This is a genomic window from Streptomyces sp. NPDC059373, from assembly GCF_042751495.1.
In the GTDB taxonomy this organism is placed as follows: Bacteria; Actinomycetota; Actinomycetes; order Streptomycetales; family Streptomycetaceae; genus Actinacidiphila.
Genome location: NZ_JBHYXC010000078.1, coordinates 1 through 13,600, shown reverse-complemented (window position 1 = coordinate 13,600; position 13,600 = coordinate 1). Strand labels below are relative to the sequence as shown.

At 70.4% G+C, this 13,600-nt stretch carries 12 protein-coding genes; 5 read left to right on the top strand and 7 right to left on the bottom strand.

The features are described 5' to 3' along the window. Positions 1–134: 134 nt before the first annotated feature. From ACFXJ5_RS40505 to ACFXJ5_RS40495, 3 genes are all read right to left on the bottom strand, one after another. On the bottom strand, positions 135–1,433 hold the full coding sequence (locus ACFXJ5_RS40505) for a glutamine synthetase (protein WP_384643320.1): 1,299 nt from the start codon (positions 1,431–1,433) through the stop codon (positions 135–137). A 64-nt stretch (positions 1,434–1,497) separates the two neighbouring features. After that, the gene (locus ACFXJ5_RS40500; protein ID WP_384643317.1) at positions 1,498–1,866 is read right to left on the bottom strand and encodes a hypothetical protein; all 369 of its coding nucleotides are present in this window, start codon (positions 1,864–1,866) and stop codon (positions 1,498–1,500) included. Positions 1,867–1,890: 24 nt separating this feature from the next. Further along, the gene (locus tag ACFXJ5_RS40495; RefSeq protein ID WP_384643322.1) at positions 1,891–2,841 is read right to left on the bottom strand and encodes a heme o synthase; all 951 of its coding nucleotides are present in this window, start codon (positions 2,839–2,841) and stop codon (positions 1,891–1,893) included. A gap of 392 nt (positions 2,842–3,233) precedes the next feature. Here ACFXJ5_RS40495 and tkt point away from each other — a divergent pair, with 392 nt between their 5' ends. The 5 genes from tkt to pgl are packed head-to-tail and all read left to right on the top strand — an operon-like array spanning position 3,234 to position 9,759. Next, positions 3,234–5,312, top strand: a complete 2,079-nt coding sequence (tkt, locus tag ACFXJ5_RS40490; protein ID WP_384643314.1) for a transketolase — start codon at positions 3,234–3,236, stop codon at positions 5,310–5,312. 31 nt (positions 5,313–5,343) lie between these two features. Next, positions 5,344–6,462, top strand: coding sequence for a transaldolase (gene tal / locus ACFXJ5_RS40485; protein ID WP_384643311.1), 1,119 nt, complete (start codon positions 5,344–5,346; stop codon positions 6,460–6,462). A 5-nt stretch (positions 6,463–6,467) separates the two neighbouring features. Beyond that, entirely contained in the window at positions 6,468–7,991 is a 1,524-nt protein-coding gene (zwf, locus tag ACFXJ5_RS40480; RefSeq protein ID WP_384643308.1) for a glucose-6-phosphate dehydrogenase, read from the top strand. Then, complete coding sequence (opcA, locus tag ACFXJ5_RS40475; protein WP_384643305.1) at positions 7,988–8,980, top strand: glucose-6-phosphate dehydrogenase assembly protein OpcA; 993 nt, start codon at positions 7,988–7,990, stop codon at positions 8,978–8,980. The genes zwf and opcA overlap by 4 nt, the downstream gene beginning before the upstream one ends. Beyond that, positions 8,977–9,759, top strand: coding sequence for a 6-phosphogluconolactonase (pgl, locus tag ACFXJ5_RS40470; RefSeq protein ID WP_384643302.1), 783 nt, complete (start codon positions 8,977–8,979; stop codon positions 9,757–9,759). Before opcA ends, pgl begins: the two co-directional genes overlap by 4 nt. A gap of 83 nt (positions 9,760–9,842) precedes the next feature. Here pgl and pgi read toward each other — a convergent pair whose 3' ends face one another. The 4 genes from pgi to secG form a co-directional block, all read right to left on the bottom strand. After that, on the bottom strand, positions 9,843–11,501 hold the full coding sequence (pgi, locus tag ACFXJ5_RS40465; RefSeq protein WP_384643299.1) for a glucose-6-phosphate isomerase: 1,659 nt from the start codon (positions 11,499–11,501) through the stop codon (positions 9,843–9,845). A 45-nt stretch (positions 11,502–11,546) separates the two neighbouring features. Further along, positions 11,547–12,539, bottom strand: coding sequence for an N-acetylglucosamine kinase (locus ACFXJ5_RS40460; protein WP_384643296.1), 993 nt, complete (start codon positions 12,537–12,539; stop codon positions 11,547–11,549). A gap of 133 nt (positions 12,540–12,672) precedes the next feature. Next, positions 12,673–13,008 (bottom strand): RNA polymerase-binding protein RbpA, encoded by a 336-nt coding sequence (locus ACFXJ5_RS40455; protein ID WP_073497103.1) that lies wholly within the window; start codon positions 13,006–13,008, stop codon positions 12,673–12,675. 193 nt (positions 13,009–13,201) lie between these two features. Further along, positions 13,202–13,438, bottom strand: coding sequence for a preprotein translocase subunit SecG (gene secG, locus ACFXJ5_RS40450; protein ID WP_127358143.1), 237 nt, complete (start codon positions 13,436–13,438; stop codon positions 13,202–13,204). Positions 13,439–13,600: the final 162 nt, after the last annotated feature.

Below are 13,600 nucleotides of genomic sequence, written 5' to 3'. Positions count from 1 at the left end.
CCCCTTCCCGAAACCAGGGGCGCTGCCCCTGGACCCCGGACGCGTGCGTTCTTCAACACCGGTCCGTGGCCGGGTTGGGCCAGCCCGTTCCGCCTCAGGCGGACGGCCTACCCCCAACCCGGTCTGAGGGCGCCTCACCAGCGCCACCGCGTGGCTTCCGCGATCTCCTCGGGGCTGCTCTTCGCGAAGCGTTCGGCCTCGGCCCGGCGAACCGCCAGCACCGCGCCGTGCAGGACCTCGCCCAGCGCCTCGCGCAGGACGCCGCTGTCCTCGAAGGCGTCGGCCGCATCGGCGAGCGAGAGGGGCAGCCGTTCCTGGTCGCCGCGGGCGGCGGGGTCGCCGACGACGGGCTCGGGCAGGGGCCCGGTACCGGCGAGGCCGGCGGCGATGACGGCGCCGACCACGAGATACGGGTTCGCGGCAGCGTCGAAGCACTTGAGCTCGGCGTTGGGGTTGTCGCCGGCGACGAACCGAAGCGCGGCCTCGCGGTTTTCGAGGCCCCAGCAGCGGAAGGCGCCGGCCCAGCGGGAGGGCTCGAGGCGGAGGTAGCTGGCGGGGCTGGGGGCGCCGATCGCCAGGAGGGCGGGCAGTTCGGCGAGCAGGCCCGCCAGGAAGGCCTCGCCGGCCGGCGTCATGCCGTACGCACCGGCGCCCGTGCCCCCGTCGAGCAGGCCGGAAGCGCTCACGTGCAGGTGGCAGCCGTTGCCGACCTGCCCGGCGGTGAAAGCGGGCGCGAAGGACGCCCGCAGGCCGTGCCGCAGGCTGACCGCCCGTACGGTCTCGCGGACCAGGATGACGTCATCGGCGGCGCCGACGGGGTCGGCCGGGGCGGTGGAGACCTCGAACTGCCCGGGGGTGTACTCGGGGTGGACCTGGAGGACGTCCATTCCCTGGGCGCCCAGCGCCTCGTAGAGGTCGCGCAGATAGTCGGAGCGCTCGACGACCCGGGTCAGCCCGTACGCCGGGCCGTCGCCGGCGGGCTCGACGATCCATTCCGTCTCGAAGCCCATCCGCAGTTCGAGGCCCTGCGCGGCGGCCCGGGCGACCATGCGCCGGGCGAACTGCCGCTGGCAGGCGGGGTGCGGCGCGCCGTCCTGCTGGTAGCGGTCGGCCGGGGCCCAGGCCCAGCCGGGCTGGGCGGCCAGGACGGTGAGCCGCTCCAGGTCGGGGAAGAGCCGCAGGTCGCCGTCGGGGCCGCCCAGGTGCGGGGACGCGGTGATCATGTCGTCCGACGTGAAGACGTCGAAGACCGGCGACATGCCGACCCCGCGATAGGCGGCGTCCGCGAGTCTGGCCGTGGGCACCGTCTTGACGCGGTTGACGCCCGCGTTGTCGGTCCAGCTCAGCGCGACCGCCCGTACGCCTTCCGCGGAGAGCCGCGCCGCCTCCTGCCGCGCCACGACCCTCTGCTGCTCCCGCGCTTCCGCGTCCACCGTGCCTCCCGACCACCCGTGACAAGACCGTCACTCATATGGTCCTTAACGGATGACCCCGGTGTCAGGTGTTGGCAGGACTGCCGATCTGAATTCCGGCCATGCGCTTCCACTCGTACGGTCCTGTGCGGACCTTCGCCGCGAAGTCGCCGTCGAAGTTCTCGTGCACGGTGACGCCGGATCGCTCGACGGCGCGCTGCGCGAGGTCGTACGAGGGAGCCACCAGGTCGCCCCACTCGCCGTTCTCGCCGACGAGGACGATGCGGGTGCCGATCTCGCCGATGTACTCGACCGTTGCCTCGGCGCCGCCGCCGTGGCTCTTGGCGAACGCGTCGATCTGCTTGGCGAGCCGCGCGACGCGGCGCTCGGCGAGGCGCTCGGCACGGGCGGCGCGGGCGGCGGCCTTCGGGTCGTCTACCTGGGTGTCTGCCATGACAGAAATGCTACCCGTCGGTAATCAGCGCAGGAAGGGGTCCACGGCCACGACCACGAACAGCAGCGTCGCGTAGGTGATCGACCAGTGGAACAGCCGCATCTCCTTGAGCTTGGCGCCCGTGACGCCGGCCTTGGCCCGCGCGTGCAGCCCGTGCGCCTCCTTGAGCCAGAAACCGCCGAGGACCAGCGCCGCGACCGGGTAGAGCCAGCCCGTGGCACCCAGCGGCCACCACAGGGTGAGCGAGACCAGCACCATCGCCCAGCTGTAGATGACGATCTGCCGGGCCACGACCTGGTTGCCGGCCACGACCGGCAGCATGGGGACGCCCACGCGCTCGTAGTCGTCCTTGACCTTCATCGACAGCGGCCAGTAGTGCGGCGGCGTCCAGAAGAAGAGGACAAGGAAGAGGACGAAGGGCGCCCAGGCCAGCTCGTTGCGCACCGCCGACCAGCCGATGAAGACCTGCAGGCAGCCGGCGACACCGCCCCAGACGATGTTCTGGGCGGTGCGGCGCTTGAGCCAGATCGTGTAGACGAAGACGTAATAGAGGATGGCCGTCAGCGACAGCGCGGCGGACAGCGGGTTGACGAGCACCGCGAACCACACCGTGGAGACGACCGACAGCGTGATGCCGAAGATCAGGCCCTCGCGGGGCGAGACCATGCCGGTGACCAGCGGGCGCTGCTCGGTGCGGTGCATGAGCGCGTCGATGTCGCGGTCGATGTACATGTTGAGTGCGTTCGCGCCACCCGCGGACAGATAGCCGCCGATGACCGTCAGCGCGACGCGGCCCAGATCGGGCACACCACCGGCGGCCAGGAACATCACCGGAACTGTGGTGATGAGCAGCAGCTCGATGATGCGCGGTTTGGTCAGCGCCACGAATGCCATGACACGGGCACCGAACGGACGGTGACCTGTGCTCGACCCGATGGCTCCGGCGGGCCGGGATTCGACGGCCGTCACGAACACCCCTGAGGAAAAGTTCAGCAACTGCAAGCGGCTCCGCTTGCGCGTACCACGCCACTCTAGACGTAGCGGATACTCCGCCCTGCCCGGGGGGTGCCCCGTGTTGTCCCCATACCGCAATGGGGCTGTGCCCCGCACGCCGTATCGAGTTCAAGAGGCGAAGACACTCTCGGCGGGGCAGGCTGAAGTTACGGCGGAGCCACCGCGCCGGGAATGTCCGTCCCAGGAGATTGGTTGCCGGAGGCGTCGAGCCAGTACCGCAGTGCTCGCATAGCGAGACCGCTCGAATAGGTGCACGCCCCTACAGGGGTAGGCTCGACAACGCCCGGTAGGCACCCCGTCACCGGCGTCCAGCATGTCGAAAAGCAGCATGTGGAAAGGAGCCCTGAGCCAGGGTGAGCACCGAGCCGACCACCACAGACCTCGAATGGACCGAACTGGACAAGCGGGCTGTTGACACCGCCCGGGTCCTGGCCATGGATTCCGTGCAGAAGGTCGGCAACGGCCATCCGGGCACGGCCATGAGCCTGGCACCAGCCGCGTACCTGCTCTTCCAGAAGCTGATGCAGCACGACCCGGCGGACGCGCAGTGGGTGGGCCGCGACCGGTTCGTCCTGTCTCCCGGTCACACGTCCCTGACGCTCTACACCCAGCTCTTCCTCTCCGGCTACGGCCTGGAGCTGGAGGACCTCGAGGGCTTCCGCACCTGGGGCAGCAAGACCCCCGGTCACCCGGAGCACGGCCACACCGTGGGCGTCGAGACCACCACCGGGCCGCTCGGCCAGGGCGTCGGCAACGCGGTGGGCATGGCCATGGCCGCCCGTTACGAGCGCGGCCTGTTCGACCCGGACGCGCCGGCCGGTGAGTCGGTCTTCGACCACACCATCTGGGCCATCGTCTCCGACGGCGACCTGGAGGAGGGCATCTCCTCGGAGGCCTCCTCCCTCGCGGGCCACCAGAAACTCGGCAATCTGATCGCCCTGTACGACGACAACCACATCTCGATCGAGGGCGACACCGCGACCGCGTTCTCCGAGGACGTGCTGAAGCGGTACGAGGCCTACGGCTGGCATGTGCAGCGCGTCCATCAGGACCCGTCGGGCGACTTCGATGTTCACGCCCTGTACGCGGCCTACCGCGCCGCCCAGGCCGTCACCGACCGCCCGTCGATCATCGCGGCCCGCACCATCATCGCCTGGCCGGCCCCGCACGCCCAGAACACCGAGGCCGCGCACGGCTCGGCGCTGGGCGCCGACGAGGTCGCCGCGACCAAGCGCGTGCTGGGCTTCGACCCGGAGAAGTCGTTCGACGTCCCCGACGAGGTGCTGGCGCACGCCCGCCAGGTCCTGGACCGGGGCAGCGAGGCGCACTCCGCGTGGAACAAGCGGTTCGAGGAGTGGCGTACCGCCAACCCCAAGCGTGCCGCCGAGTTCGACCGGATCCAGGCGGGCGAGCTGCCCAAGGGCTGGCAGGACGCGCTTCCGGAGTTCCCGGCCGGCAAGGACGTCGCGACCCGCAAGGCCTCCGGTGAGGTGCTCAAGGCCGTCGGCGCCGTGGTGCCCGAGCTGTGGGGCGGCTCCGCCGACCTCGCGGGCTCCAACAACACCACGATCGACGCCTCGTCCTCCTTCCTCCCGGCCGACAACCCGCTGCCCGAGGCGAACCCGTACGGCCGCACGGTGCACTTCGGTATCCGCGAGCACGCCATGGGCTCGACGATGAACGGCATCGCGCTGCACGGCAACACCCGCATCTACGGCGGCACCTTCCTGGTGTTCTCCGACTACATGCGCCCCGCCGTCCGTCTGGCCGCGCTGATGAAGCTGCCGGTGACGTACGTCTGGACGCACGACTCCATCGGCCTCGGCGAGGACGGCCCGACCCACCAGCCGGTCGAGCACCTGTCCGCGCTGCGCGCCATCCCGGGCCTGAACGTGGTGCGCCCGGCCGACGCCAACGAGACCGTGATCGCCTGGCGCGAGATCCTCAAGCGCCACGCCACCAAGCCCGCCCCGCACGGTCTGGCCCTCACCCGCCAGAACGTCCCGACGTACGAGGCCAACGAGGACGTCGCGAAGGGCGCTTACGTGCTCTTCGAGGCCGAAGGTGGCGAGCCCCAGGTGATCCTGCTCGGCACCGGCTCCGAGGTGCAGCTCGCCGTCGAGGCCCGCGAGGCGCTGCAGGCCGACGGCATCCCGGCCCGGGTGGTCTCCGTACCGTCCGTCGAGTGGTTCGAGGAGCAGGACCAGGCATACCGCGACAGCGTGCTGCCGCCGGCCGTCAAGGCCCGGGTCGCCGTCGAGGCGGGCATCGGCCTGACCTGGTACCGCTTCGTCGGCGACGCGGGCCGGATTGTGTCCCTGGAACACTTCGGGGCAAGCGCCGACTACAAGGTCCTGTACCGCGAGTTCGGGCTGACCTCCGAGGCCGTGGCCGCCGCCGCCCGCGACTCCATCGCCGCAGCGACTCGCTGACGTATCCGACTTACGAGGAGATGCAAGACCAATGACAGACGCACTGAAGCGCCTCTCCGACGAAGGCGTGGCGATCTGGCTGGACGACCTGTCCCGCAAGCGGATCACCTCCGGCAACCTCGCGGAACTCATCGACGCCAGCCATGTCGTGGGCGTGACCACCAACCCCTCGATCTTCCAGAAGGCCATCTCCAGCGGTGAGGGCTACGAGCAGCAGGTGACCGACCTGGCTGCCCGCCACGTCACCGTCGAAGAGGCCATCCGCATGATCACCACGGCGGACGTACGCGACGCGGCCGACGTGCTGCGCCCGGTGTACGACTCCACCGGCGGCCAGGACGGCCGGGTCTCCATCGAGGTCGACCCGCGCCTGGCGCACAACACGGTGGCGACCGTCGCCGAGGCCAAGCAGCTGGCCTGGCTGGTGGACCGTCCCAACACCTTCATCAAGATCCCGGCCACCAAGGCGGGTCTGCCGGCGATCACCGAGGTCATCGGCCGGGGCATCAGCGTCAACGTCACGCTGATCTTCTCGCTGCAGCGCTACCGCGAGGTCATGGACGCCTACCTCTCCGGCCTGGAGAAGGCCAAGGAGTCCGGCCTGGACCTCGCCCAGATCCGCTCGGTCGCGTCCTTCTTCGTGTCCCGCGTGGACACCGAGATCGACAAGCGCCTGGAGAAGATCGGTACCGACGAGGCCAAGTCCCTCAAGGGCAAGGCCGCGCTCGCCAACGCCCGGCTCGCGTACCAGGCGTACGAGGAGGTCTTCTCCTCCGACCGCTGGTCCGCCCTGGAGAACCACGGCGCGCACAAGCAGCGCCCGCTGTGGGCCTCCACCGGTGTGAAGGACCCGGCCTACCCGGACACGATGTACGTGACCGAGCTGGTCGCCCCGGGCACCGTCAACACCATGCCCGAGGCCACCCTCGATGCCACCGCCGACCACGGCGAGGTCACCGGGGACACCATTCGCGGCACCTACGAGCAGGCCCAGGCCGACCTCGACGCCCTCGCGGCGGTCGGCGTCGACTACGACGATGTCGTCCAGCTCCTGGAGGACGAGGGTGTGCAGAAGTTCGAGCAGGCGTGGACCGAACTGCTCGACTCCACCTCCGCCGAGCTCGAGCGACTCACGCCGAAGGAGGCGTAAGCACGTTGAGCAGCGCCAATCCGCTGCGTGACGCCCAGGACCGACGGCTCCCGCGGATCGCGGGGCCGTCGGGCCTGGTCATCTTCGGCGTCACCGGTGACCTGTCCCGCAAGAAGCTGATGCCGGCTGTCTACGACCTGGCCAACCGCGGCCTGCTGCCACCGGGCTTCTCGCTCGTCGGCTATGCCCGGCGCGACTGGGCGGACGAGGACTTCGCGCAGGTCGTGCACGACTCCGTCAAGGAGCACTCGCGGACCCCGTTCCGCGAGGAGGTCTGGCAGCAGCTCGCCGAGGGCATGCGTTTCGTGCCCGGCGACTTCGACGACGACGCGGCCTTCGAGAAGCTCAAGGCCACCATCAACGACCTCGACAAGGCCCGGGGCACCGGCGGCAACTTCGCCTTCTACCTCTCGGTGCCGCCCAAGTTCTTCCCCAAGGTCGTCCAGCAGCTGAAGAAGCACGGGCTGAACGAGGGCCCCGGGGACGCCTGGCGACGGGCCGTCATCGAGAAGCCCTTCGGCCACGACCTCAAGAGCGCCGAGGAGCTCAACCAGGTCATCCACCAGGTCTTCCGGTCCCGGAACGTGTTCCGGATCGACCACTACCTGGGCAAGGAGACCGTCCAGAACATCATGGCGCTGCGGTTCGCCAACACGATGTTCGAGCCGCTGTGGAACCGTTCGTACGTCGACCACGTGCAGATCACCATGGCCGAGGACATCGGCATCGGTGGCCGGGCCGGCTACTACGACGGCATCGGCTCGGCCCGTGACGTCATCCAGAACCACCTGCTGCAGCTGCTCGCCCTGACCGCGATGGAGGAGCCCGCCTCCTTCGACGCCAACTCCCTGGTCACCGAGAAGCTCAAGGCGCTCAGCGCCGTCAAGCTCCCGGACGACCTGGGCAAGCACACCGTACGCGGTCAGTACGCGCACGGCTGGCAGGGCGGCGAGGAGGTGCTCGGCTACCTGGAGGAGGAGGGGATCAACCCCCAGTCCAAGACCGACACCTACGCCGCGATCAAGCTGGAGATCGACAACCGCCGCTGGGCGGGCGTGCCGTTCTATCTGCGCACCGGCAAGCGGCTGGGCCGTCGGGTCACCGAGATCGCGGTGGTCTTCCAGCGCGCTCCGCACTCCCCCTTCGACACCACCGACACCCAGGAGCTGGGGCAGAACGCCCTGGTCATCCGGGTGCAGCCGGACGAGGGGATCACCATCCGCTTCGGCTCGAAGGTGCCGGGCACGTCGATGGAGATCCGGGACGTGACGATGGACTTCGCGTACGGCGAGTCCTTCACGGAGTCCAGCCCGGAGGCGTACGAGCGGCTGATCCTGGACGTGCTGCTGGGTGACGCCAACCTCTTCCCGCGCCACCAGGAGGTGGAGGAGTCCTGGAAGATCCTCGACCCGATCGAGGAGTACTGGGACAAGCACGGCCGGCCGGAGCAGTACACGGCCGGGACGTGGGGCCCGAAGGCCGCGGACGAGATGCTCGCACGAGACGGCAGGAGCTGGCGCCGGCCATGAACATCGATCTGACCGAGACCACGTCAAGCAAGATCAACTCTGCGCTGATCAAGGCGCGGAGGGCCGCCGGGAGCCCGGCGGTCGGCATGGTGCTGACCTTGGTCATCGTGACGGACGAGGGCAATCACTACGACGCCCTCAAGGCCGCCAGCGAGGCCTCCAAGGAGCACCCGTCGCGGATCCTCGTCGTCATCAAGCGGCCCGGCCGCTCGCCGCGCGACCGCCGTACGGCCCGCCTCGACGCCGAGGTACGGGTCGGCGGGGAGACCGGCACCGGCGAGACCGTCCTGCTGCGCATGCACGGCGAACTCGCCAACCACGCCCAGAGCGTGGTGCTGCCGTTGCTGCTGCCCGACGCGCCGGTCGTGGTCTGGTGGCCGGAGGTCGCCCCGGAGAACCCCTCCGAGGACCTGCTCGGCAAGCTCGCCGCCCGCCGCATCACCGACGCGTCCGCCGCCGAGAACCCGGTGGCCGCGCTGGCGCTGCGCGCCGACACGTACACCCCCGGCGACACCGACCTGGCCTGGACCCGGATCACCTCCTGGCGCAGCGTCCTGGCGGCCGCGCTGGACCAGAAGCACGCCGAGCTCACCGGCGCCGTCGTCGAGGGCGAGGCGTACAACCCCAGCACGGAGCTGCTCGGGCTGTGGCTGGCGGAGCGCCTCGGCGTGCCGGTCGAGCGGCGCGTCTCGGACGGCCCCGGCATCACCGCCGTACGGCTGGCCACGGCCGACGGCGAGATCTGCCTCGACCGCCCCAACGGCTCGCTGGCGGAGCTGGCGATGCCGGGCCAGCCGGACCGGCATGTCGCGCTGCAGCGGCGCAACACGGCCGAGCTGATCGCGGAGGAGCTGCGGCGGCTCGACCCGGACGAGGCGTACGCGGCGGCGGTGAAGATCGGCGTGAAGTCGCTGTCGGAGCCGCAGCACGCGGCGGCGGGCGCGGCGCCGAAGCCCGCCCCGCCGAAGGAGAAGGCGGCGGCGAAGTGAGCACGCCGCAGGTCGTCGTCCACCGCGACAAGGAGCTCATGGCGAAAGCGGTGGCGGCCCGGCTGATCACGAAGATCGTGGACGCCCAGGCGGCCCGCGGCTCCGCCTCCGTCGTCCTCACCGGCGGCCGCAACGGCAACGCGCTGCTGGCCGCCCTCGCCGAGTCCCCCGCCCGCGACGCCGTCGACTGGGCCCGGCTCGACCTGTGGTGGGGGGACGAACGCTTCCTCCCCGACGGCGACCCCGAGCGCAATGTCACCCAGGCCCGCGAAGCCCTCCTGGACGCCGTCCCGGTCAGCCCGTCCCGTGTGCACCCCATGCCCGCCTCCGACGGGCCGTACGGCAGTGACGCCGACACGGCCGCCGCCGCCTACGCCGAGGAGCTCGCCAAGGCCGCCGGCCCCGAGGACCACGGCCCCGTGCCGTCCTTCGACGTCCTGATGCTCGGCGTGGGCCCCGACACCCACATCGCCTCGCTCTTCCCCGGCCACCCGGCCGTCCGGGAGACCGAGCGCAGCGTCGTCGGCATCCACGGCGCCCCCAAGCCGCCCCCGACGCGCATCTCCCTCACCCTCCCCGCCATCCGCGCCGCCCGCGAGGTCTGGCTCCTGGCCGCCGGTGACGACAAGGCCGGCGCCGTCGCCTTCGCCCTCTCCTCCCCCGGCGAACTCCAGGCCCCCGCCGCCGGCGCGTACGGCCGCTCCCGTACCCTCTGGCTCGTCGACACCACCGCCGCCGCCAAGCTCCCCCACGAGCTCCGGCCGCCGCGCACGGCCTGAGCGCCTTCGGTCCCTGCGTACGCATGTGAAGGGCCCCCGCTCCACGAAGGAGCGGGGGCCCTTCACATGCTGCCGGGCGGCCCTCAGCGACCGCGCAGCGCGCGGTACTTGGCGACGAGGGCCTGGGTGGAGGGGTCGAGGCCGGGGACGTCCGCGCCTTCGGTGAGCGCGGGTTCGACGCGCTTGGCGAGGACCTTGCCGAGCTCGACGCCCCACTGGTCGAAGGAGTCGATGTCCCAGATGGCGCCCTGGACGAAGACCTTGTGCTCGTAGAGGGCGACGAGCTGGCCGAGCACCGAGGGGGACAGCTCGGTGGCCAGGATCGTGGTGGTCGGGTGGTTGCCGCGGAAGGTCTTGTGCGGGACCAGGTCGGCGGGTACGCCCTCGGCCGCGACCTCTTCCGGGGTCTTGCCGAAGGCGAGGGCCTGGGTCTGGGCGAAGAAGTTCGCCATCAGGAGGTCGTGGTGGTCCCGCAGCGGGCCGAGTTCGCGCAGCGGCTCGGCGAAGCCGATGAAGTCGGCGGGGATGAGCTTGGTGCCCTGGTGGAGGAGCTGGTAGTAGGCGTGCTGGCCGTTGGTGCCGGGGGTGCCCCAGACGACGGGGCCGGTCTGCCAGGAGACGGGGTTGCCGTGCCGGTCGACGGACTTGCCGTTGGACTCCATGTCGAGCTGCTGGAGGTAGGCGGTGAACTTCGACAGGTAGTGGCTGTAGGGCAGCACCGCGTGCGACTGCGCGTCGTGGAAGTTGCCGTACCAGATGCCGAGCAGCCCCAGCAGCAGCGGGACGTTCTCCTCGGGGGGCGCGGTCCGGAAGTGCTCGTCGACGAGGTGGAAGCCGGCGAGCATCTCGCGGAAGTGGTCATGCCCGATGGCGACCATCAGGGAGAGCCCGATGGCGGAGTCGTAGGAGTAACGGCCACCGACCCAGTCCCAGAACTCGAACATGTTCTCCGTGTCGATGCCGAACTCCTTGACCTTCTCGGCATTGGTCGACAGGGCCACGAAGTGCTTGGCCACCGCGTCCTGGTCGGCGCCCAGGCCGTCCAGCAGCCAGGTGCGCGCCGACGTGGCGTTGGTGATGGTCTCGATCGTCGTGAAGGTCTTGGACGCGATGATGAACAGCGTCTCGGCGGGGTCCAGGTCCCGTACTGCCTCGTGGAGGTCGGCGCCGTCGACATTCGATACGAAACGGAACGTCAGATCGCGGGCGGTGTACGGGCGCAGCACCTCGTAGGCCATCGCGGGGCCCAGATCGGAGCCGCCGATACCGATGTTGACGACGTTCTTGATGCGCTTGCCGGTGTGGCCGCGCCATTCGCCGGAGCGGATCTTGTCGGTGAAGACCGTCATCTTGGTGAGGACGCTGTGCACGGCCGGGGCGACGTTGTACCCGTCGACCTCGATGACGGCCGAGATAGGGGCCCGTAGCGCAGTGTGCAGCACGGCGCGGTCCTCGGTGATGTTGATGTGCTCGCCGCGGAACATCGCGTCGCGCAGCTCGGCGACCCCGGCCGCGGCGGCGAGTTCACGCAGCAGGCTCAGGGTCTCGTCGTTCACCAGGTGCTTGGAGTAGTCCAGGTAGAGGTCGCCGACCTGGAGGGTGTAACGCTCGCCGCGTCGCGGGTCGGCCGCGAAGAGTTCACGCAGATGCGTATCCCCGAATTCTTCGCGGTGCTTGACGAGTGCGTGCCATTCGGGCCGCTGGTCGAGTCGGATCGGGCTCTGCGCGTTTTTGTCGGACATCAGTCCACTTTCTCCTCGTCCTGCCTGCGGGACCAAACTAGTTGATTACGCGACGGGCAGCCGAAGCCGGGCCAGTGCCACCGCGCCCGCACCACCGTTGTGCACCGGAAGCACCCGCAGGCCCAGTTCCTCGGCGCGAGCGGTGACCCGGCCGAGCAGCGGGCCGTGCGGGCCGAGCAGGCTGCCGGCGGCGACCAACGGCTCGCCTTCGCGGGGTTCGAGGGCCGCGACCGTGGCGGCGAGTTCGTCGGCGGCGTCGTCGAGCAGGCCCGCGGCGACCTCGTCACCGTCCTGCTCGGCGGTCACGGCGAGCGGGCTGAGCCGGGCGAGCCGCACCGGGGGCTCAGCGTAGGCGAAGGGCACCAGGCGGTGCCGCAGCAGCTCGCATTCGTGGCGGCTGGGCCGCTCCCGGGCGAGATACGGACCGCCCGGGGTGCCGACGTAATGCGCCAGTACGGCCTCCACGAGCGAGGTCCAGGGCCCGCGCCCGTCCAGGGCCCGCAAGGCGGCGCGCAGCACCTCACGGCCGAGCCAGAAGCCGCTGCCACTGTCGCCGAGGAGCCAGCCGTTGCCGTCGGAGAGATAGAGCCTGCGGCGGTTCTCGATGCGGGCCGCGACCGCGCCCGTGCCGGCCACGACGGCCAGGCCGTCGGAGGGGGTGCCGTCGGCGGAGGCGAAGGCGATCTCGATGTCGCCCAGCACCTCGATGGACCGGGCCGTGATCCCGTTCGCGGAGAGCGCGGCGTCCAGACACGACATGGCCAGCTCATACCCGGCGTCGGGTCCCGCGTCGGACGCGCCGCCCGCGAAACCGCCCACCACCGACCGTACGGCCCCGCGCTGCCGCGCGTCGGGCACCGCGGCCCTGATCGCCGCCACCAGGTGCCGGGTCAGCTCCGCCCTCGGCACGCTCATGGCATTACCGGGCCCCCCGGCGCCCTCGCCGAGCACGGCTCCATCATCGTCCGCGAGGTACGCCCGAGTGCGGGTGCCGCCGGCATCGATGCCGATCACCAGCGGCGGGTGCTCAGCAGTCACAACCCTGAGCATACGGCTCCGGCACCCCTCGCGCCTGGTGACCGGAGCCTAACGCTCCGGTCACCGAGGATCTGGGGTGCCGGGTCGGTGGCTGAGCGCACCGGAGGCGAACCGAGCCCCGACGAAAGGGGACCTAAATCTCACCCCGGAGCTTCGCAAGCGCCTCGGCGAGGATGGCTTCGCCATCGGCGGCGCTGCGCCGCTCGCGTACGTAGGCCAGGTGCGTCTTGTACGGCTCGGTGCGCGGCGGTGCCGGCGGGTTCTCCTCGTCCTGCCCGGCCGGGAAGCCGCAGCGCGGGCAGTCCCAGGTCTCCGGGATCTGTGCGTCGCTGGCGAAACTCGGCTGGGTCTCGTGCCCGTTCGAGCACCAGAAGGAGATGCGGAGGCGGGGCGCGGACTCGCCGCGCTCCGCCTCTCCCATCGGCCCCGCTCCGACCCGACTGCCACGGATCGCGTTGCCACTTGCCACGGTCGTAACTCCCTGCGTGATGGTGCTGCGAGGTCGCCCAGTTTACGGAGACCTTACGCCCCGTCCAGCGCCTGGTCGTCGACCCGGCTGCCGTGGACGCCGTTCCATGATAAGCCGCGTTCGCGACGAGGCGTCAGTTCTCCCGCAACGCACGGGAGTCGGACACGGCGGCCGGCGGGGCGCCCGCCGGCCGCTACTTGTTGAACTTCAGCAGGAGGCCAAGCGCGACAATGCACGCAAACCACAGCAGACCGATCACCACGGTGATGCGGTCGAGGTTGCGCTCGGCCACCGAGGAGCCGCCGACCGAGGACTGCATGCCGCCGCCGAACATGTCGGAGAGGCCGCCGCCCTTCCCCTTGTGCATCAGCACCAGCAGCAGAAGCAGCAGGCTGAAGACGATGAGGGCGATGGAGAACCCGAGTACCACAGCAGGACCAACTCTCTCGGTGACAGGTGTACGACGGCATGGGGCCGCGGGGGCGGGGGGGGGGGGGGGCCCCCCCCCCCCCATAACCCACACGGGGGGGGGGGGGGGTGCGGGGGGTTTATAAAAAAAAAAAACCCCCCCCACAAAAAACAAAAAAGAGGT

Excerpts from the sequence above, each read along its gene's own strand:
- ACFXJ5_RS40500 (WP_384643317.1), bottom strand. The coding sequence starts at position 1,866 with ATGGCAGACACCCAGGTAGACGACCCGAAGGCCGCCGCCCGCGCCGCC.
- pgi (WP_384643299.1), bottom strand. The coding sequence starts at position 11,501 with ATGTCCGACAAAAACGCGCAGAGCCCGATCCGACTCGACCAGCGGCCC.
- tal (WP_384643311.1), top strand. The coding sequence starts at position 5,344 with ATGACAGACGCACTGAAGCGCCTCTCCGACGAAGGCGTGGCGATCTGG.
- opcA (WP_384643305.1), top strand. The coding sequence starts at position 7,988 with ATGAACATCGATCTGACCGAGACCACGTCAAGCAAGATCAACTCTGCG.